The 18,839-nt window shown below is 73.3% G+C and carries 14 protein-coding genes and 3 pseudogenes; 5 read left to right on the top strand and 12 right to left on the bottom strand.

The annotated features are described in order from the left end of the window. Positions 1–5 precede the first annotated feature (5 nt). Together AC1VWI_RS17690 and AC1VWI_RS17685 are read right to left on the bottom strand one after the other, a co-directional pair. A complete protein-coding gene (locus tag AC1VWI_RS17690; RefSeq protein WP_499511981.1) occupies positions 6–998 on the bottom strand; it encodes a hypothetical protein in 993 nt (330 codons plus the stop codon). A gap of 61 nt (positions 999–1,059) precedes the next feature. Beyond that, positions 1,060–1,965 (bottom strand): LysR family transcriptional regulator, encoded by a 906-nt coding sequence (locus AC1VWI_RS17685; protein ID WP_499511980.1) that lies wholly within the window; start codon positions 1,963–1,965, stop codon positions 1,060–1,062. A gap of 111 nt (positions 1,966–2,076) precedes the next feature. Between AC1VWI_RS17685 and AC1VWI_RS17680 the strand changes: the two genes are divergently transcribed. Next, a complete protein-coding gene (locus tag AC1VWI_RS17680) occupies positions 2,077–3,087 on the top strand; it encodes an EamA family transporter (protein WP_499511979.1) in 1,011 nt (336 codons plus the stop codon). A 13-nt stretch (positions 3,088–3,100) separates the two neighbouring features. Here AC1VWI_RS17680 and AC1VWI_RS17675 read toward each other — a convergent pair. The 3 genes and pseudogenes from AC1VWI_RS17675 to AC1VWI_RS17665 all read right to left on the bottom strand — a co-directional run. Next, positions 3,101–3,664, bottom strand: a pseudogene (locus tag AC1VWI_RS17675) (sugar phosphate isomerase/epimerase family protein); the annotation flags it as partial. A 97-nt stretch (positions 3,665–3,761) separates the two neighbouring features. Further along, positions 3,762–4,673, bottom strand: coding sequence for a bifunctional helix-turn-helix transcriptional regulator/GNAT family N-acetyltransferase (locus tag AC1VWI_RS17670; RefSeq protein WP_499511978.1), 912 nt, complete (start codon positions 4,671–4,673; stop codon positions 3,762–3,764). Between the two features lie 105 nt (positions 4,674–4,778). Further along, positions 4,779–5,885, bottom strand: a complete 1,107-nt coding sequence (locus AC1VWI_RS17665) for a LacI family DNA-binding transcriptional regulator (protein WP_499511977.1) — start codon at positions 5,883–5,885, stop codon at positions 4,779–4,781. Positions 5,886–6,493: 608 nt separating this feature from the next. Here AC1VWI_RS17665 and AC1VWI_RS17660 point away from each other — a divergent pair. From AC1VWI_RS17660 to AC1VWI_RS17650, 3 genes are read left to right on the top strand one after another with little or no spacing between them, the layout of a single operon-like run. Further along, positions 6,494–7,651, top strand: coding sequence for a Gfo/Idh/MocA family protein (locus AC1VWI_RS17660; protein ID WP_499511976.1), 1,158 nt, complete (start codon positions 6,494–6,496; stop codon positions 7,649–7,651). Positions 7,652–7,653: 2 nt separating this feature from the next. After that, positions 7,654–8,856: a dihydrodipicolinate synthase family protein gene (locus tag AC1VWI_RS17655; protein WP_499511975.1), complete on the top strand. Its 1,203-nt coding sequence runs from the start codon at positions 7,654–7,656 to the stop codon at positions 8,854–8,856. Positions 8,857–8,858: 2 nt separating this feature from the next. Next, positions 8,859–9,710: a sugar phosphate isomerase/epimerase family protein gene (locus AC1VWI_RS17650; RefSeq protein ID WP_499511974.1), complete on the top strand. Its 852-nt coding sequence runs from the start codon at positions 8,859–8,861 to the stop codon at positions 9,708–9,710. Between the two features lie 254 nt (positions 9,711–9,964). Here the strand turns inward: AC1VWI_RS17650 and AC1VWI_RS17645 are convergent, their stop codons facing one another. From AC1VWI_RS17645 to AC1VWI_RS17615, 7 genes and pseudogenes are all read right to left on the bottom strand, one after another. After that, complete coding sequence (locus AC1VWI_RS17645; protein ID WP_499511973.1) at positions 9,965–10,408, bottom strand: DUF937 domain-containing protein; 444 nt, start codon at positions 10,406–10,408, stop codon at positions 9,965–9,967. Positions 10,409–10,472: 64 nt separating this feature from the next. Continuing rightward, on the bottom strand, positions 10,473–10,862 hold the full coding sequence (gene rbsD, locus AC1VWI_RS17640; RefSeq protein ID WP_499511972.1) for a D-ribose pyranase: 390 nt from the start codon (positions 10,860–10,862) through the stop codon (positions 10,473–10,475). Then, positions 10,859–11,761, bottom strand: coding sequence for a ribokinase (rbsK, locus tag AC1VWI_RS17635; RefSeq protein WP_499511971.1), 903 nt, complete (start codon positions 11,759–11,761; stop codon positions 10,859–10,861). Before rbsK ends, rbsD begins: the two co-directional genes overlap by 4 nt. A gap of 43 nt (positions 11,762–11,804) precedes the next feature. Then, positions 11,805–12,671, bottom strand: a pseudogene (locus AC1VWI_RS17630) (D-ribose ABC transporter substrate-binding protein); the annotation flags it as partial. Positions 12,672–12,802: 131 nt separating this feature from the next. Further along, a pseudogene (locus AC1VWI_RS17625) lies at positions 12,803–13,774 on the bottom strand (ABC transporter permease); the annotation flags it as partial. Then, complete coding sequence (locus AC1VWI_RS17620) at positions 13,764–15,284, bottom strand: sugar ABC transporter ATP-binding protein (protein WP_499516839.1); 1,521 nt, start codon at positions 15,282–15,284, stop codon at positions 13,764–13,766. The gene AC1VWI_RS17620 and the pseudogene AC1VWI_RS17625, both read right to left, overlap by 11 nt. 26 nt (positions 15,285–15,310) lie before the next feature. Further along, positions 15,311–16,324 (bottom strand): LacI family DNA-binding transcriptional regulator, encoded by a 1,014-nt coding sequence (locus tag AC1VWI_RS17615; protein WP_499511970.1) that lies wholly within the window; start codon positions 16,322–16,324, stop codon positions 15,311–15,313. A 192-nt stretch (positions 16,325–16,516) separates the two neighbouring features. Between AC1VWI_RS17615 and recD2 the strand changes: the two genes are divergently transcribed. Then, on the top strand, positions 16,517–18,736 hold the full coding sequence (gene recD2 / locus AC1VWI_RS17610; protein WP_499511969.1) for an SF1B family DNA helicase RecD2: 2,220 nt from the start codon (positions 16,517–16,519) through the stop codon (positions 18,734–18,736). Positions 18,737–18,839 lie beyond the last annotated feature (103 nt).

Raw genomic sequence — 18,839 nt, 5'->3', positions numbered from 1 at the left:
TATTGTCAGTCAATGAGTTGGGCACGTGCCGGGACGAGCCGGGACGGCACCGCGAGCACCGCCGCGTAGCGCTGGGTCTGGATACAGCGGATGGTCTCGTCCCCGGTGGGGGACGCCGACAGTTCCCGCCGGCCGATGGTCAGGACGGCTCCGGTGGGCCGGCAGCCCGTCAGTACGAAGCCGAAGCGCCGCTCGTCACCGCGCCGCGGATGCCGTGCCAGTTGCTCGCGCAGAGCGGCGGCCCCCTTGCGGGGCAGACCGGCGAGGAAGGCGTCGAGCTGCCGGGACGAGGTGACCTCGGTGCTGCGGCGGCCGCCGGGCTCCCGGGTGTCCTCGAGACCGCCGAACGCCAGCGTGTTCCCCGGGGCGGGCGGATCGGCCCGCGGGTCCGTCTCCTGCGCGAAGCGCGGCCGCTTCGGCATCCGGTCGCGCGGCACCTCGAACACGGCGACCACCTGGTTGGCGACCAGGCACTGGCCCATCGGGGTCTGCGCGAGGCCGAGCACCAGCCGGTCGCCGCTGCGGAAGAGGATCGCGTCCTTCGTGCTGTTGCAGCCGGTGGTGCGGCTCCAGGCGACCAGGACCGATCGCGAGAAGTCGGTCCGTGCGGCGCGCTGGGCGATGGCGTCGGCGATCTGCGGCGCCGACTTCATGAAGTAGCCGGGGAAACGGCCCAGGTCGCGCTCGCCGTCGAGGACCGTGTGCACCGCGGGCACCCCGCGCGTGGTCTCGGTGAAGTACACGCGCCGGGTGGAGACCGCCCCGTTGCCCGGCGGGGACGCCGCGGTGGACGGTGCCGGGTCCGCGGGGCCGGAGGTCGCCGAGCCCGGGCCGGCGGGCACGGTGGTGATCGCGGAGGGGGCGGGGCCGCCACCGGCGCCGTCGGAGGGGGGCAGACCGGTGGCGGGCTGCTGCCGGCCGCATGCGGCGGAGAGGGTCGTCAGTGACGCAGCCAGCAGCGCGACCGACACCGCTTTGCGGAGGCTTCCCAGCAGCACGCCGGTTGGACGGGATCGGTACGGAAACGGTTCCCTGCGGGTGGATGACATCCGCCCATGGTCAGGCAACGACCCGGGGGTAGTGGTCGCGCAACGCCCGAACCGTCTCCGTGATGGCCGGACGTCGCGACGCCCCCGTCCGCCACAAGGCGTACAGCCGCCGCACGGGCGCCGGCTCCAGCGCCACCACGACCACGCCGTCCGGCACCGGCCCGCGCCCCAGCCGCGGCACCAGCGCGATCCCCAGCCCGGCCGCCACCAGCGCCAGTTGCGTCTGGTACTCGGCGACCTGGAACGCCAGGTCAGGCTCGGTGCCCGCCTCCCGCAGGGTCCGCACCAGCCAGTCGTGGCACACGTGTCCGGGCGGCTGGCAGATCCACCGCTGGTCGACGACGTCCTCGCGGACCAGCGCCGCGCGGGCCGCCAGCGGATGCCCGGCGGGGACGAGCACGTCGCAGCGGTCCTCGCCGATCACCACCCGCTCCAGGCCCTTGGGCGCGGGCAGCGGGGCGATGTCCCAGTCGTGCACCACGGCCAGGTCGACGACGCCGCGGGAGACCAGGTCGACCGACAGGTGCGCGCCCTCCTCCACCAGCCGCAGCTCCAGCGACGGGTGGGCGGCCGTCAGCCCGGCCAGCACCTGCGGGAGCAGACCTCGCGCGGCGGTCGGGAAGGCGGCCATGGTCAGCCGCCCGGTGGGGCGGCCGCGCCGCTCCTCCAGCGCCACCTCGGCCCGCTCCACGATCGCCATCAGCTCCTGTGCGGTCTCCGCCAGCAAGTGGGCGGCCTCGGTGAGCGCCACGCCGCGGCCCTGCCGCTCCAGGAGCGTCGTACGGGTCTCCCGCTCCAGCTTCGCGATCTGCTGGGACACCGCGGACGCGGTGTAGCCGAGGGCCGTGGCCGCCGCCCCCACCGATCCGTGCACATGCACGGCGTGCAGCGCCCGCAGCCGGGCCAGGTCCAGCATCCGTTCACCTCGTCATCCCGTGCGCCCGAGGCGCACCATTCAGCAACGCTGAAGCCGACAGTGCAGTAATGCTCGCTGGTGCTTAAGGGTACGGTGCCCGATGCTGGAGCGATGCGACCGGTACACCTCGCCCTCGCGGTCCTCGTCGCCGCGGTCTGGGGCGTCAACTTCGTGGTCATCGAGGTCGGGCTGGGCCACTTCCCGCCGCTGCTCTTCTGCGCCCTGCGCTTCCTGGTAGCCGCCGTGCCCGCGGTCTTCTTCGTCCGCCGGCCCGGCGTCGCGCTGCGCTGGATCGTGGCCGTCGGACTCGTCCTCGGCGTCGCCAAGTTCGGCCTGCTCTTCATCGGCATGGACCAGGGCATGCCCGCCGGGCTGTCCTCCCTGGTGCTACAGGTACAGGCGGTCTTCACCGCCCTCCTCGCGGTCGCGCTGCTGGGCGAGCGGCCCGGCCGGCTGCGGATCGCGGGCATGGGCGTCGCGTTCGCGGGGATCGGCGTCGCCGCGTACGACGAGGGCGCCTCGGGGCCGCTCGGCGCGTTCGTGCTGGTCGTCGCGGCCGCCGCCCTCTGGGGGCTGTCCAACGTCCTCACCCGGCGCGCCGCCCCGCCGGACGCGCTGAGCTGGATGGTCTGGGTCAGCCTCGTCCCGCCGCTGCCGCTGCTCGCCCTCTCCCTGGTCTTCGAGGGCCCCGCCGCGGACGCCGCCGCGCTGCGCGGTCTCGACTGGAGCGGCGCCGGCGCGATCGTCTACGTCGCCTGGGTCACCACCGTCTTCGGCTTCGGCGCCTGGGGGTTCCTGCTGCGGACGTACGACGCCTCCGCGGTGGCCCCGTTCTCCCTGCTCGTCCCGGTCTTCGGCATGACCTCGGCCGCCCTGCTGCTGGACGAGGGCGTCGGCCCGCTGCGCTGGGCGGCCGCCGTGCTGCTGGTGGGCGGCGTCGCCGTGACGTCGCTGGGCTCGCTGGGCTCGCTCCGGGCGGGCGCCGGGCTCAGGCCGACTCGCCGAGCAGCCGCAGCAGGTGCGAACGCCCCCGCGACAGCAACTCCGGCAGCGTCCGGACCTGCGGGTACCAGAGCTTCTCGTACTCCCAGCACAGCCAGCCGTCCCAGCCCGCGCGGCTGAGCACCTCCACCGTGCCGGCCAGCGGCAGCGCCCCGTGACCGAGCGGCAGCGGGGTGGTGTCCTGTGCCGAGGACACGTCCTTGACCTGCACGTAGCCCAGGTAGGGGGCGAGCACCGGGTAGGTGTGCTCGGGCTGTTCGCCGCCCAGCCAGGGGTGCATCACGTCCCACAACGCGCCCGCGTGGTGATGGCCCACCAGACCCAGGATCCGCGCGACGTCCGCGCCGGTCCGGTGCGAGTCGTGGGTCTCCACCAGCACCCGCACGCCCGCGTCCGCCGCCTCCGGGGCCACCGCCGCCAGCCGGCGGGCCGCCCGGGTGTCGGCGGCGTCCCCGTCGTCGTCACCGGCGCCGGGGAACACCCGTACGTAGGGGGCGCCGAGGTCCGCGGCGAGGCGTACGTGGTCGCGCAGGCCGCGCAGCGCCGGAGCGTCCTCACCAGGCGCTGCCACCTGCACGTAGGAGGCGACCGCCAGCACCGCGACGCCGGAGCCCCGGAACTCCCCGGCCACGTCCGCGCGCTGCCGCTCCGTCAGGCCGCTGTGCACCGGCTCCTCGTGGCCCGCCCGCAGTTCCACGCCGTGGTAACCGTGCTCCGCGGCGAGCCGGACCACGTCCGGCACGGGGAGCCCCGGCACGCCGAGGGTCGAGAACGCGAGCTTCACTTTTCGGACGTTACAGCACCAGCCGCCAGTCCTGCCCGACGAGATCGCGGCCGAAACTGCGGTGCGGCTCCTCCCCGACGAGCTCGAAACCGGCCGCCTCGTAGATCCGCCGGGCGGAGACCAGCACGTCGTTCGTCCACAGCACCAGCTCGCGGTGACCGGTCGCGCGGGCGTGCCCGACGCAGGCGTCGACCAGCCGCCGGCCGATGCCGTGGCCCCGGGCGGCCGGGTCCACCAGCAGCAGGCGCAGCCGCGCCGTGCCGGGCTCGTCGGTGCGTACGCAGAAGACGCAGCCGGCGCGCTCGCCGTCGAGTTCGGCGATCCACGCCCGCTCGTGGCCGTCCGCGACGATCCGGGCGACGAGGGTCTCGTACTCGGCGTCCCAGCCGTACTCCTCGGCGTAGACCTCGGCATTGCGCTGGACCACCCAGCCGAGGTCACCGGGCCGCGGCTCGCGCAGCCGGACCCGCGGCCCGGGAGGTGTCCCCGTCGCGGCGGTACCGCCGAGGACGTCGCGGACGGTGCGCATGGCCTCCGTCAGGCGTTCGCGGTCGCCCGGGGCGAGCCCGCCGACCATGGTCGCGACGGCTTCCCGCGACCGGTCCTCCAGGAGCCGGGCGGCCTCGCGGCCGTCGGGGGTCAACTCCACGCGCTGCCGCCGGGCGTCCCGTGGTGACGGCGCGCGGGTCACCAGTCCCCGCTCCCCGAAGGCCGCCAGCATCCGGCTGAGTTGCCCGGCGTCCACGGACAGGGCCGTGCGCAGGTCGGCGGCGTCCAGCCCGCCGCCGGCGGCGTGGGCGAGCTCGTACAGAACGCGGGCCTCGGTGAGGGTGTACGGGGTGTGCAGATGGCGGCTGTAGTCGAGCGCGCCGATGAGGTTGGTGTAGAAGCGGTTGAACGCCCGGATCTCCTGGACGGCCACGGCGGGTTCCCCTCGCGGAAATTCTTTGACTGCGTCAAAGGTATCCGTGCGGGGCGGTTCTGGACAGGCGCCGGCGCGCTGGGTGTCCCGCCGACCCGCGTGCCTTCATGTGCCGCTTCGCGGTGCCGCCGTCGAGGCCCGCACCATCAGCTCCGTCCGTACGGTCGCGAGCCCGCCGGGAGGCGGTGCCTGGCGGCCCATGACCAGGCGGCCGGCGCGGGCGCCCGCCTCCTGCAGCGGTATGCGCACCGTCGTGAGCGCGGGCGCGGCGTCCACGCTGAAGGGCAGGTCGTCGAAACCGGCGACCGAGACGTCCTCGGGGATGCGCAGCCCGCGCTCGCGCAGCGCCGCGCAGACGCCGAGCGCCACCGTGTCGTTGGCGGCGACGACCGCGGTCAGCCCCGGCTCCCGGCGCAGCAGTTCCAGCGCCGCGTCGTACCCGGAGGAGCGGTCGTAGTAGCCGTGCACGGTGAGGCGGTCGAGCTCGGCGGGGGAGCCCGCGAGCCCGGCCTCGGCCAGGGCGGCACGGTGGCCCTCCAGGCGGTGCCGGGTGGTGCTGCGCTCCGCGGGGCCCGCGACGTAGCCGATGGTGCGGTGGCCGAGGGCCAGCAGGTGCTCGGTGAGGCGCTGCGCGCCGCCGCGGTTGTCGAAGGCGACGGTCATCACGGCGTCCGCGGCGGGGCCGGGCAGTTCGGCGAGTTCCGGCAGGGGCGGGCGGCCGCACAGGACGATCCGGGTGCCGGAGGCGGCGAGCCGGGCGAGGCGGGCGGCGACGGCGGCGCTGTGCCCGGTGCCTTCCACCGCGCCCCCGGTGAGCACCACGCCCGCGGCCCGCTGCCGCTCCAGCAGGGTCAGGTAGTTGAGCTCGGCCTCGGGGGAGCCCCCGGTGTTGCAGACCACGGCGAGTTTCCCGGCGCCCGCGGGCAGCCCGGGCGGATGCTCGGTGCCGCCGCTGATCTCGCTCTGCACGGCGCTGGCGATGAGCCCGAAGAAGGGGTCGGCGACGTCGTTGACGAGTACCCCGACCAGGTCGGAGGTGGCGGCGGCCAGTGCGCGGGCGTGCCCGTTCACGACGTAGTCGAGGTCGTCGACGGCCCGCAGGACCCGCTCGCGCGTACTGCCCGCGACCGGGTAGTTGCCGTTCAGGACACGCGACACGGTTGCGGCGGACACTCCGGCGCGCGCCGCCACGTCGGCCAGGGTCACTGCCATCTTGTCTGTTTCCTCCGGGTCGGTCCTCCCCGGGCCGTCCGCCCGTAGCCGCACATGCTCTCACCTCGGGGGCCGGTGGGGGAGCGGAGTCGCACAGCACCTTGCACAGGGCGTTCCACCGCCCCGGGACCACTCTACGGGAAAGCGCTTTCTGCCGTCATTCGGGAGCCGTGAGGTGCGGCCGCGGGCGGGGGCCGGCCCCCGCCCGCGAGCCCGGTCCCGGCTTCTCTGCCGCGCGTGATGCGGTCGCGCCGAAGACCCCGGCCTGGGAGGCGTGTTGGCGCTCGGGAGCGGTGGCCGCCGCCGAGCGCCCGTGCGGCGCCCTGCCGGCGACCCTCGCCGAGGGCGCCCCGGGGGCGTCCGGTGCCCGCCCGCGTCGCGGCCGCGGCTCCCGCTGTCGCGTGCCGGGGCGCGTGGGGCCGCAGGGGCGAGGGCGCCCCGGACGTGGCGGCGTCCCCGCAACCAGGACGATGACTCCACGTCAGGCGGTGGGCAAGCGCTTTCTTTCCGGGCCCTCTCCCCTTGTCGGAGGTGTTCGCCGGCGGTTAGCGTAAGCCGGGGAAAGCGCTTGCTTCCGTTCGGCGCCCCGCCGGAGAGAGGAACCCCACGTGACACGCAGGACCGTGCGGATCGCCATGAACGGCGTCACCGGCCGTATGGGCTACCGCCAGCACCTCGTCCGCTCGATCCTCGCCCTGCGCGAGCAGGGCGGGCTCGACCTCGGCGACGGCACCGTGCTGTGGCCCGAGCCCGTCCTCGTCGGCCGCCGCGAGCACGCGCTGCGCGCCCTCGCCGACCGCCACGGCCTGGACCCCGCCCTGGTCTCCACCGACCTGGACGCCGTGCTCGCCGACCCCGCCACCGAGATCTACTTCGACGCCCAGGTCACCGGCGCCCGCGAGGAGGCGATCACCAAGGCGATCGCCGCCGGCAAGCACATCTACACCGAGAAACCCACCGCGACGGGTCTGGACGGGGCGCTGCGGCTGGCCCGCCTCGCCACCGCCGCCGGCGTCCGCCACGGCGTCGTCCAGGACAAGCTCTTCCTCCCCGGCCTGCTCAAGCTCCGGCGGCTGGTCGACGGCGGCTTCTTCGGGCGGATCCTCTCCGTCCGCGGCGAGTTCGGCTACTGGGTCTTCGAGGGCGACTGGCAGTCCGCCCAGCGCCCCTCCTGGAACTACCGCGCCGAGGACGGCGGCGGCATCGTCGTCGACATGTTCCCGCACTGGGAGTACGTCCTGCACGAGCTGTTCGGCCGCGTGCTGTCCGTGCAGGCGCTCGCCACCACGCACGTGCCGCAGCGCTGGGACGAGCAGCACAAGCCTTACGACGCCACGGCCGACGACGCCGCCTACGGGATCTTCGAGCTCGAGGGCGGAGTGGTCGCCCAGGTCAACTCCTCCTGGGCCGTGCGCGTCAACCGGGACGAGCTGGTGGAGTTCCAGGTCGACGGCACCGAGGGCTCGGCCGTCGCGGGGCTGCGCAACTGCCGTGCCCAGCACCGCTCCGCCACCCCCAGGCCGGTCTGGAACCCCGACCTGCCCGCCACCGAGGTCTTCCGCGACCAGTGGCAGGAGGTCCCGGACAACGGCGAGTTCGCCAACGGCTTCAAGGCCCAGTGGGAGCTGTTCCTGCGCCACGTCCACCTCGACGAGCCCTACACCTGGGACCTGCTGGCCGGTGCCCGCGGTGTCCAACTGGCGGAACTGGGCCTGAGGTCCTCCGCCGAGGGCCGCCGTCTCGACGTACCGGAGCTGACCCTGTGACCGTGACGCTCCTTCACCTCCCCACCGAGACGGGCGAGCTGTACGCCTACCGGCCGCGCACCGAGCCCGCGGCCCACGCCGGCACCCCCGCGACGGCGGACGAGCCGCGCAGCCGCGTCGTCTATGCGGCGGCCCACGTCGTCGCCGACCCCTTCCGCACCGCGGCCGACCGGCCCGCCGCGCTGGACTGGGAGGCCACGCTGGCCTTCCGCCGCCACCTGTGGTCGCACGGACTCGGCGTCGCCGAGGCCATGGACACCGCCCAGCGCGGCATGGGCCTGGACTGGGCCGGGGCCGCCGAACTGATCCGCCGCTCCTCGGCCGAGGCCCGTGCCGAGGGCGGCCGCATCGCCTGCGGCGTGGGCACCGACCAACTGGCGCCCACCGAATTCGGCCACCCCTACGGCCTCACGGAGATCCGGGCCGCCTACGAGGAGCAGCTCGCCGTCGTCGAGGACGCCGGCTCGCGGGCCGTCCTCATGGCCTCCCGTGCACTGGCCGCCGTCGCCAAGGGGCCCGACGACTACCTGGAGGTGTACGGCCACCTCCTGCGCCAGGCCGCCGGGCCCGTCGTACTGCACTGGCTGGGCCCGATGTTCGACCCCGCACTGGAGGGTTACTGGGGCAGCACGGACCTCGACGCGGCCACGAGCACCTTCCTCGAGGCGGTCGCCGCCCACCCCGGCAAGGTCGACGGCGTGAAGATCTCCCTGCTCGACGCCGGGCGCGAGGTCGAGCTGCGCCGCCGCCTCCCCGACGGCGTGCGCTGCTACACCGGCGACGACTTCCACTATCCCGAGCTGATCGCCGGCGACGACCGGGGCTTCAGCCACGCCCTGCTCGGCGTCTTCGATCCGCTCGCGCCGCTCGCCGCCCGGGCCGTGCGCCTGCTGGACGACGGCGACCCCGGCGACCCCGGTGGCACCGGTGGCACCGCGGGCTTCCGGTCGCTGCTCGACCCCACCGTCGAGCTGTCCCGCCACCTCTTCGGCGCCCCGACCCGCCACTACAAGACGGGTGTCGTCCTCCTCGCCTGGCTGGCCGGCCACCAGTCGCACTTCACGATGGTCGGTGGTCTCCACTCGGCACGCTCCCTCCCCCATCTGGCCCGCGCCTACGAACTGGCCGACCGGATCGGACTGTTCCCCGACCCGGCGCTCGCCGCGTCCCGCATGAGCCGGCTTCTTTCCGTGTACGGAGTGTGACATTGCGTACTGACAACCGGACCTCCGGCGACCTCGCCCGGCTCAGCATCAACCAGGAGACCGTGCGGCAACTGCCCCTCCCCGAGCTGATCGAGGGGCTGGTGACGCTCGGTGTCCCCGGCGTCGGACTGTGGCGCGGTCCGGTCCGGGAGTACGGCGTCGAGGCGACCGCGAAGCTGGTGCGCGAAGCCGGGCTCACGGTCACCACGCTCTGCCGCGGCGGCTTCTTCACCGCCTCCGACCCGGACGAGCGCGCCGCAGCGCTCGCCGACAACCGGGCGGCCCTGGACGAGGCGGCGGCCCTGGGCACCGGCACGCTCGTCCTGGTCTCCGGCGGCCTCCCGGCCGGGGACCGCGACATCGCCGGCGCCCGTGAACGCGTCGCCGACGCGGTCGCCGAGCTCGCCCCGTACGCGCAGGAACGCGGAGTGCGCCTGGCGATCGAGCCGCTGCACCCGATGTACGCCTCCGACCGCTGTGTCGTGTCGACCCTCGGCCAGGCCCTGGCCATCGCCGAACGCTTCCCCGCGGAGCAGGTCGGCGTCGTCGTGGACACCTACCACCTGTGGTGGGACGACCGGGCGGCCGCCGGCATCGCCCGGGCCGGCGCCGGCGGCCGGATCGCCTCGTTCCAGCTCGCCGACTGGGTCACCCCGCTCCCCGAGGGGGTGCTCCTGGGCCGCGGCCAGCTCGGTGACGGCTGCGTCGACCTGCGCGGGTTCCGCGAGCGGGTGGACGCGGCCGGCTACGCGGGAGCCGTCGAGGTGGAGATCTTCAACCCCGCGCTGTGGGCACGCGACGGGGCCGAGGTGCTGGCCGAAACGGCGGGCAGGTACCGCCGGCACGTGCTCTGAGAAATCTCTGGAAATTTCTTCCGGAAGCCGTGCAACCATCCCCCGGGCCGGTGTGTCTATGTAGCGTCAAGACCCAGAGGGGGGCCTCACAAGGGTCTTGAGTGGGGGAGAGCGCGGCACCCGGAGGGGGCTCGGGGTCTCGCGCAGAGGGAGGGGAACGCCAAAGGGGTCCGGCTCAGCCGGACCCCTTTCGCCATGTCCGACCACGTGCCGCCACCCGGCCCGGTCCGCGTCTCCGCCGCTCCGCGGCCGGTTCAGCGTTTCTCGCGGGCCCGCCGGGCCAGCACGGACGCCATCACCGGGATCAGCGTCTCCAGCGCCGCCGTGACCGCCTCGACCGGGAGGCCGGTCCGCTTGGCCACCGCCCGCGCCGCCGGGGCGGCCACCTTGGCCAGGACGGCCGCCAGCACCCCACGGCCCGGTTCCGGTCCCGTACCGCCCTGCACCCCGGCGAAGCCGACGGCGGCCGCGGGCAGCGGCTCGGGCTCGTTGGCGGCCTGCTCCATGGCCTGGCACAGCTCCGCGGTGCCGCCGGGCGTCACCGCGTCGTCGGTCAGCACCCCCGTGATCGAGGCCACCGCGCTCCCTACGACCCGCTGCGCCTGTCCGGCGTCGGTCCCGAGCAGCTCGGTGATCTCCCGGAGCCGGTCGTCCCCCAGCTCCTCCAGCACCTCGTCCTTCAGCGGTCGGTCGCTCATGGTCGGGACGCTACGCGGGAATCGCCCGCCAGGCCCGCCGACCGCAGCCGGACGGATGTACGCGCTAGAAGGGCACGCCGCAGCGCAGGATGACGTTGGCGTACGGCCGGGACTCGCCGGTGCGGACGACCAGGCGGGCCTGCCGGGTGCGGGCCTTGAACTCCTCGTGCGGCACGAGTTCCAGGTCCGGGAAGGCACCGTCGAGCTGGGCGGTCACCTCGGGATTGTGCTCGCGGACCTCCTTGGCCGCGATCGCCCCCTCCACCACGAGCTCCTCCAGCAGGCCGTCGAGGACCTCGGAGAAGGACGGCGTGCCGGCCCGGAAGGCGAGGTCGACGACGATCGGCCCGGGAGGGATCGGGAGCCCCGCGTCGCAGACCACGACCAGGTCGGTGTGGCCCAGCACGGCGAGGGCGCCCGCGAGATGGCGGTTGAGGATTCCGGACTTCTTCACAGCTGACCCACTTCTTCGAGGGTGGGGAAGGATTCCTGCGCACCCGGCTTCGTGACGGCGGCGGCGCCCACCCGCACCGCGAACCGCACGGCGGTCACCAGGTCGTCGCCCGCGCCGAGCCGCCAGGCCAGCGCCCCCGTGAAGGAGTCGCCGGCGCCGGTGGTGTCGACGGCCACCACTCGCGGGCTCGGTATGCGCACGGTGCCGTCAGGCGTCGCGGCGAGCGCGCCCGCCCCACCGAGGGTGACGACCACCGAGCGCGGGCCGAGGGCGAGCAGCCCCGCCGCCCACGCCTCAGGGGTGTCCCCGGCGTCCGCGCCCAGCAGGACACGGGCCTCGTGCTCGTTGACCACGAGCGGGTCGCAGCCGGCGAGCACCTCCCGGGGCAGCGCCGCGGGCGGCGAGGGGTTCAGTACGACCCGCGTCCCGGACTCCGTGGCCGCCGCCACCGCGGCGGCCACGGACTCCAGAGGGATCTCCAGTTGCAGCGAGACCACCCGGGCGGCGGCCAGCAGCTCGCGCGCCCCGGTCACGTCCGCCGCGGTGAGCCGGGCGTTGGCGCCCGGCGACACCACGATGCTGTTGTCGCCCGAGGGGTCCACGGTGATCAGCGCGACCCCCGTGGGGGTGTCGCCGCCGAGGACGCCGGTGGTGTCGACGCCGGCCGACCTCAGCGAGCCGGTGAGCAGCCGCCCGTGGGCGTCGTCGCCGACCCGCGCGAGGAGCGCCGTGCGCGCGCCCAGGCGGGCCGCGGCGACGGCCTGGTTGGCCCCCTTGCCACCCGGGTGGGTCGCGAGGTCGGAGCCGAGGACCGTCTCGCCGGCCGCCGGGCGGCGGTCGACATGGATCACCAGGTCGGCGTTGGCCGACCCTACGACCAGCAGGTCGTAGCCGTGCATCTGCGTGTTCCCTTCGGGGGTCCTGCCGTACCGGTGCGGTCTGTCAGGAGGAGAAGTCGGCGACGTTCTTCTCGGTGACGACCTTGACCGGAACCTTCACCAGGCTGCCGAGCTTCTCGCCCTTGGCGGCCTTCACGGCGTTCTGCACGGCCAGCTTGCCGAGCTCCTTCGGCTGCTGCGCCACGGACGCCGTCAGGGTGCCGGCCTTGACCGCGGTGAGGCCGTCGGGGGTGCCGTCGAAGCCGACGACCTTGACCGACTTGCCGGCCTTGTCGCCGAGCGCCTTGATCGCGCCGAGGGCCATCTCGTCGTTCTGGGCGAAGACGCCGGTGACGTCGGAGTGGGCCTGCAGCAGGTTGGTCATGACGTCCAGGCCCTTGGTGCGGTCGAAGTCGGCGGCCTGCTGGGCTACGACCTTGATGCCCGGGTAGGCCTTGATGCCCTCGTTGAAGCCCTGGCCGCGCTCGTTGGCCGCGGAGGTGCCTGCGGTGCCCTGGAGGACGACGACGGTGCCCTTGCCGCCCAGCGAATCGGCCAGGGTCTTGGCGGCGAGCCGGCCGCCCTCGACGTTGTCGGAGGCGACGGTGGTGGCGAGCTCGGCCTTGTTGACGCCGCGGTCGGCGGCGACGACGGGGATGCCGGCCTTGTTGGCTGCCTTCACCGAGGGACCGGCCGCGTCGGAGTCCACCGGGTTGACGATGATCGACTTCACGTTCTGGCTGGTGAAGTTCTGCAGCTGGTTGGCCTGCTGCGACGCGTCGTTCTGCGCGTCGGTGACGGTCAGGTCGACGCCCTCCTTCTTCGCCTCGGCCTGCGCGCCCTCCTTCAGCTGCACGAAGAACGGGTTGTTGAGGGTGGAGACCGACAGGCCCACCTTCACGTCGGAGGACGAGCCGGAGCCGGAGTTGCAGGCGGTCGCGGTGAGCGCCAGGGCGGCGACGGCGACGGTGGTGGCGGAGATGAGCTTGGTGCGCATGGTGGTTCCTTGCTGGTGCGGTGCGGAGAAGAAGAGGGAGGTCTGTGGTGCGCGCGGCGCGGTCAGGCGCGGCGGCGCAGGGTGTCGAGCAGGACGGCCAGCGCGATGACCGCGCCGATGACGACCTGCTGCCAGAAGGCGGAGACCGACAGCAGGTTGAGGCCGTTGCGGAGGACGGCGAGGATCAGCGCGCCGATCAGGGTGCCGGACGCCTTGCCGACGCCGCCGGAGAGGCTGGCGCCGCCGATGACGACCGCCGCGATGGCGTCCAGCTCGTAGCCGTAGGCGGCCTGCGGCTGCGCCGAGGCGAGACGGGAGGCGAGCACGATGCCCGCGACCGCCGCGAAGAGGCCGGACAGCGCGTAGATGATGATCTTCTGGCGCTTGACGCGGATGCCGGAGAGGCGGGCCGCCTCCTCGTTGCCGCCGATCGCGTACATGGCGCGGCCTATGTAGGTGCGGCCGAGGATGATCGCCGTGGCGGCGCCCGCGACGATCATCACCAGGACGGGGACGGGCAGCCAGCCGCCGATGGTGTCGCCCAGGTGGGAGACGGAGTCGGGGAAGGCGATGGGGCTGCCCTGGGAGATGACCAGGGTGAGGCCGCGGCCGATCGACAGCATCGCGAGGGTCGCGATGAACGGCGGCAGCTTGCCGAAGGAGATCAGCAGGCCGCTCAGCAGACCGCTGGCGACACCCGTGGCGACGGACAGCACGACCGCCAGCCACACCGGCAGGCCCGCCGAACTCGCGCTCCAGGCCAGCACCGTCGCGGAGAGCGCCGCGACCGAGCCCACCGACAGGTCGATGCCGGCCGCCACGATCACGAAGGTGGAGCCGAAGGCGAGGATGGCGACGACGGCCGCCTGGACGCCGACGTTGAGCAGGTTCTGGGTGGACAGGAAGTCGCCCGACAGGAACGACAGTGCCACCAGCAGGACCACCAGGGCGCTGAGCGCGCCGTTGTTGAGGAGCACACGGCGCGCCGCGGCGACGCCGCCCGTGTCCGTACCGCTTTTGATCGTGTCAGTGGCCACGGGAGCCCTCCACATCCTTCGTTGCTGTTGTGTTGCCGCCCTCGGCGGGCGCTGTGCCGACGGCCAGGGCCATGACGGAGTCCTGGGTGGCCTCGTGCGCGGGGAGTTCACCGGCGATCCGGCCCTGGGACATCACCAGGACGCGGTCGCTCATGCCCAGCACCTCGGGGAGGTCGCTGGAGATCATCAGCACCGCGTGGCCGGAGGCCGTGAGCTGGTTGACGAGTTGGTAGATCTCGACCTTGGCGCCGACGTCGATGCCCCGGGTCGGCTCGTCGAGGATGAGCACCTTGGTGTCGGCCAGCAGCCACTTGCCGATGACGATCTTCTGCTGGTTGCCGCCCGACAGGGTGCGCACGTGCTGGTGGAGCCCGGCCATGCGCACCTTGAGCTGCCCCGAGATCCGGTCGGCCGCCTTGCGCTGCCCGGCCCGGTCGACGAACCCGGCGCGGGTGGAGCGGCCGAGCGTGACCAGCCCCAGGTTCTCCTGGATGGTGGCGTCCAGCACCAGGCCCTGGCCCTTGCGGTCCTCCGGCACCAGGCCGATGCCCGCGTCCATGGCGGCGTTGACGTCGTGGCGGCGCAGCCGCTTGCCCAGCACCTCGACCGTTCCGGAGTCGTACGGGTCGGCGCCGAAGACCGCGCGGACGACCTCGGTGCGCCCGGCGCCGACGAGCCCGGCCAGGCCGACGACCTCGCCGGCCCGCACCTCGAAGCTCACGTCGTGGAAGACGCCGCCCCGGGTGAGGCCCTCGACCCGCAGCAGGGGCGCGCCCGCTTCGGCGCGCTCGCGCGGGTACTGCTGCTCGATGCTGCGGCCCACCATCAGCCGGACCAGTTCGTCCTCGGGGGTGCTCGCGGGCACCTGCGAGACGCTGCGGCCGTCACGCAGGACGGTCACGCGGTCGCCGAGCGCGGCGATCTCCTCCAGGTGGTGGGTGATGAAGACGATGCCGACGCCGTCCTCGCGCAGCTTGCGCACGATCCGGAAGAGCTTGTCGACCTCCTCGCTGGTGAGCACCGCGGTCGGCTCGTCCATGATCAGGACGCGCGTCTCCAGGCTGAGCGCCTTGGCGATCTCCACCATCTGCAGGCGGGCGATGCCCAGTTCGGAGACCGGGGTGCGCGGGTCGACGTCGACGCCGACCCGGGCCAGCAGGGCGGCGGCGTCCGCGTTCATCTGCTTGCGGTTCACCAGGCCGAGTCGGCGCGGCTGGCGGCCCAGGAAGATGTTCTCGGCGACGCTCAGCGCCGGGACGAGGTTGAACTCCTGGTAGATGGTCGCGATGCCCAGCTTCTCGGCATCCTGCGCACCATGGATGCGCACCTCCGCGCCGTCGACGAGGATCCGGCCCCCGTCGGGGCGGTTGGCGCCGGAGAGCATCTTGATCAGGGTGCTCTTGCCCGCGCCGTTCTCGCCGAGCAGGACGTGCACCTCGCCCCCGCGCAGGTCGAAGTCGACGCCGTCGAGGGCCACCACACCGGGGAAGACCTTGCGGACGCCCTCCATGCGGAGGAGCTCGGGGCTGCTCGTGCTCAACGGGAACTCCCTTCGGACGCGCCGCAGGAGCGGCGGACAACGAGACGGGCGGACACGGTGACCGACGGCGCCGGCCTGCCCTCCACCCGGTCGATCAGCGAGCGCACGGCCGCGCGGCCGAGCTCGCCGGTGGGCTGGGCGATGGCGGTGATCGGCGGATCGGTGTGGAGGAACCACGGGATGTCGTCGAAGGCGGCGAGCGCGATGTCGTCGGGCACGCGCAGGCCGCGGGCGCGGATCTCGTCCATGGCGCCGAGCGCCATCAGGTTGTCCGCGGCGAAGACCACGTCGGGCGGGACCGGCAGGTCCAGGAAGCGGGCGGTGGCCCTGCGGCCGCTGTCCGCCTGGAAGTCGCCCTGGCCTATGTACTCGTCGGGCAGCTGCAGACCGAAGGCGGCCAGCGCCTCACGGAAGGCCTGCACCCGCTCGCGGCCCGTGGTGGTCGCGGCGGGGCCCGCGATGATCGCCAGCCGGCGGTGGCCCAGGCCGTGGAGGTGGGCGACCAGGTCGCGCACCGCGTCGCAGCCGTCGGTGCGGATCACCGGGACGTCGTTGCCGACGCCGGGGATCCAGCGGTCGACGAAGACCATCGGGGTGCCGGAGAGCACCGCGTCCAGGATCAGTGGGGAACCGCCGTCGGTGGGGCTGACCAGCAGCCCGTCGATGCGGCGGTCCAGCAGCGTGCGGATGTGGTGGTCCTGCTGCTCCGGCCGCTCGTCGGCGTTGCCGATGATCACGCTGTAGCCCAGTGCCCTGGCCTCGTCCTCCACCGAGCGGGCGAGCTCGGTGAAGAAGGGGTTCAGCACGTCGCTGATGACCAGGCCGAGGGTCCGGGTCTGGTCGGTGCGCAGCGAGCGCGCCACCGCGTTGGGCCGGTAGCCGAGCTCGGCCACCGCTTCCAGCACCCGGGTGCGGGTGCCCGGGCGGACCGCCGGGTGGTCGTTGAGCACGCGGGAGACCGTCGCGACGGAGACACCCGCGCGTGATGCCACGTCCTTGATGCTCGCCACCCGTCCCACCTCCTCGTGGAATCGATTACAAAGAGGATTGGAATCGATTACATGCTCCAGGGCAAGAGCATGAAACCGGATCGTTACATTCCGGGGCCCCGTCGGGCGGAGTTGTCCACAGCCCTCGGCGGCCTGTCGGGGCCGGGCGGTACCGTCGGATCACATCGCAGATCCGGGGAGGTGGCCCGCGCCGTGGGGGAGTTGAGACTGGCCGTCGTCGAGGGCGTCCTCGAGCGGATCACGTACGCCAACGAGGAGAACGGGTACACGGTCGCCCGGGTCGACACCGGCCGCGGCGCCGGCGACCTGCTGACCGTGGTCGGCTCGCTGCTCGGCGCCCAGCCGGGCGAGTCGCTGCGCATGGAGGGCCGTTGGGGCTCCCATCCGCAGTACGGCAAGCAGTTCACCGTGGAGAACTACACCACCGTCCTCCCGGCCACGATCCAGGGCATACGGCGCTACCTCGGCTCCGGGCTGATCAAGGGCATCGGCCCGCGGATCGCCGAGCGGATCGTGGAGCACTTCGGCACCGACACCCTGGAGGTCATCGAGCGGGAGCCCGCGCGGCTGGTGGAGGTCCCGGGCCTGGGCCCCAAGCGCACCAAGCTGATCGGCGCCGCCTGGGAGGAGCAGAAGGCCATCAAGGAGGTCATGGTCTTCCTCCAGGGCGTCGGCGTGTCCACCTCGATCGCGGTGCGGATCTACAAGGAGTACGGGGACTCCTCGATCTCCGTGGTGAAGAACCAGCCCTACCGGCTGGCGGCCGACGTCTGGGGCATCGGCTTCCTCACCGCCGACCGCATCGCGCGGGCGGTCGGCATCCCGCACGACAGCCCCGAGCGCGTCAAGGCCGGTCTCCAGTACGCCCTGTCGCAGGCGACCGACAGCGGCAACTGCTTCCTGCCCGAGGAGCAACTGCTGTCGGACGCCGTGAAACTGCTCCAGGTGGACACCGGGCTGGTCATCGACTGCCTCGCGGAGCTGGCCGGCGAGGAGGGCGTGGTCATCGAGCCCGTGCCCGCCCCCGACGGCGGTGGCGACCCGGTGCGCGCGGTGTACCTGGTGCCCTTCCACCGGGCGGAGATCTCCCTGGCCGGCTCGCTGCTGCGGCTGCTGCGCGGCACGGAGGACCGGATGCCCGGCTTCCGTGACGTGGACTGGGGCAAGGCGCTGGCCTGGCTCGCCGAGCGGACGGGCGCGGACCTCGCCCCCGAGCAGCAGCAGGCGGTGCGGCTGGCGCTCACCGAGAAGGTCGCCGTGCTGACCGGCGGCCCGGGCTGCGGCAAGTCCTTCACCGTCAAGTCCGTGGTGGCCCTGGCGCGGGCGAAGAAGGCCAAGGTCGTACTGGCCGCGCCCACCGGCAGGGCGGCCAAGCGGCTGGCCGAGCTCACCGGGGCCGAGGCCTCGACGGTCCACCGGCTGCTGGAGCTCAAGCCGGGCGGAGACGCCGCGTACGACCGGGAGCGGCCCCTGGACGCCGACCTGGTCGTCGTCGACGAGGCCTCGATGCTCGACCTGCTGCTGGCGAACAAGCTGGTCAAGGCCGTGCCGCCGGGGGCCCACCTGCTCTTCGTCGGTGACGTGGACCAGCTGCCCAGCGTCGGTGCCGGCGAGGTGCTGCGCGATCTGCTGGCCGAGGGCGGCCCGGTCCCGTCGGTCCGGCTGACCCGCATCTTCCGGCAGGCCCAGGAGTCCGGCGTGGTGACCAACGCGCACCGGATCAACTCCGGAGCGCACCCGGTCACCCAGGGGCTGGACGACTTCTTCCTCTTCGTGGAGGAGGACGGCGAGGAGACGGCCCGGCTCACGGTGGACGTGGCGGCCCGCCGCATCCCGCGCCGGTTCGGGCTCGACCCGCGCCGTGACGTCCAGGTGCTCGCCCCCATGCACCGCGGCCCCGCGGGCGCCGGCGTGCTGAACGGGCTGCTGCAGCAGGCCGTGACCCCGGCCCGCCCCGACCTGCCGGAGCGGCGTTTCGGCGGCCGCACCTTCCGTGTGGGCGACAAGGTGACGCAGATCAGGAACAACTATGAAAAAGGCGCCAATGGCGTCTTCAATGGAACGGTGGGGGTCGTCACCTCCCTGGACGCCGTGGAGCAGCGGCTCACCGTACTGACCGACGAGGACGAGGAGATTCCTTACGACTTCGACGAGCTGGACGAGCTGGCGCACGCCTACGCGGTGACGATCCACCGGTCACAGGGCAGCGAGTATCCCGCCGTGGTGATCCCTGTCACCACCGGGGCGTGGATGATGCTCCAGCGGAACCTGCTGTATACCGCCGTTACCCGGGCAAAGCGATTGGTCGTGCTCGTGGGTTCGCGCAAGGCGATCGGCCAGGCGGTGCGCACCGTCTCCGCAGGCAGACGCTTCACGGCACTCGACCACCGGCTGGCGCGGGCGGCAAAATAGGCACTGGGTGCCATCATTCGGCTCCTCGACCGACCCCGAGTGCACGTGGCCACGCCAAATGGGGGACAGTAGGGGTAGTCAGGGCACCTACCAACCTCGAAGA

Source organism: Streptomyces sp. TOM-9, from assembly GCF_056858595.1.
This window is presented reverse-complemented; position numbering and strand designations above follow the sequence as displayed.

What these genes read in the sequence shown, in the direction of transcription:
- AC1VWI_RS17685 (WP_499511980.1), bottom strand. Translation starts at nt 1,965, where the DNA reads ATGCTGGACCTGGCCCGGCTGCGGGCGCTGCACGCCGTGCATGTGCAC.
- AC1VWI_RS17680 (WP_499511979.1), top strand. Translation starts at nt 2,077, where the DNA reads ATGCGACCGGTACACCTCGCCCTCGCGGTCCTCGTCGCCGCGGTCTGG.
- AC1VWI_RS17665 (WP_499511977.1), bottom strand. Translation starts at nt 5,885, where the DNA reads ATGGCAGTGACCCTGGCCGACGTGGCGGCGCGCGCCGGAGTGTCCGCC.
- AC1VWI_RS17645 (WP_499511973.1), bottom strand. Translation starts at nt 10,408, where the DNA reads ATGAGCGACCGACCGCTGAAGGACGAGGTGCTGGAGGAGCTGGGGGAC.
- rbsK (WP_499511971.1), bottom strand. Translation starts at nt 11,761, where the DNA reads ATGCACGGCTACGACCTGCTGGTCGTAGGGTCGGCCAACGCCGACCTG.
- AC1VWI_RS17620 (WP_499516839.1), bottom strand. Translation starts at nt 15,284, where the DNA reads ATGGAGGGCGTCCGCAAGGTCTTCCCCGGTGTGGTGGCCCTCGACGGC.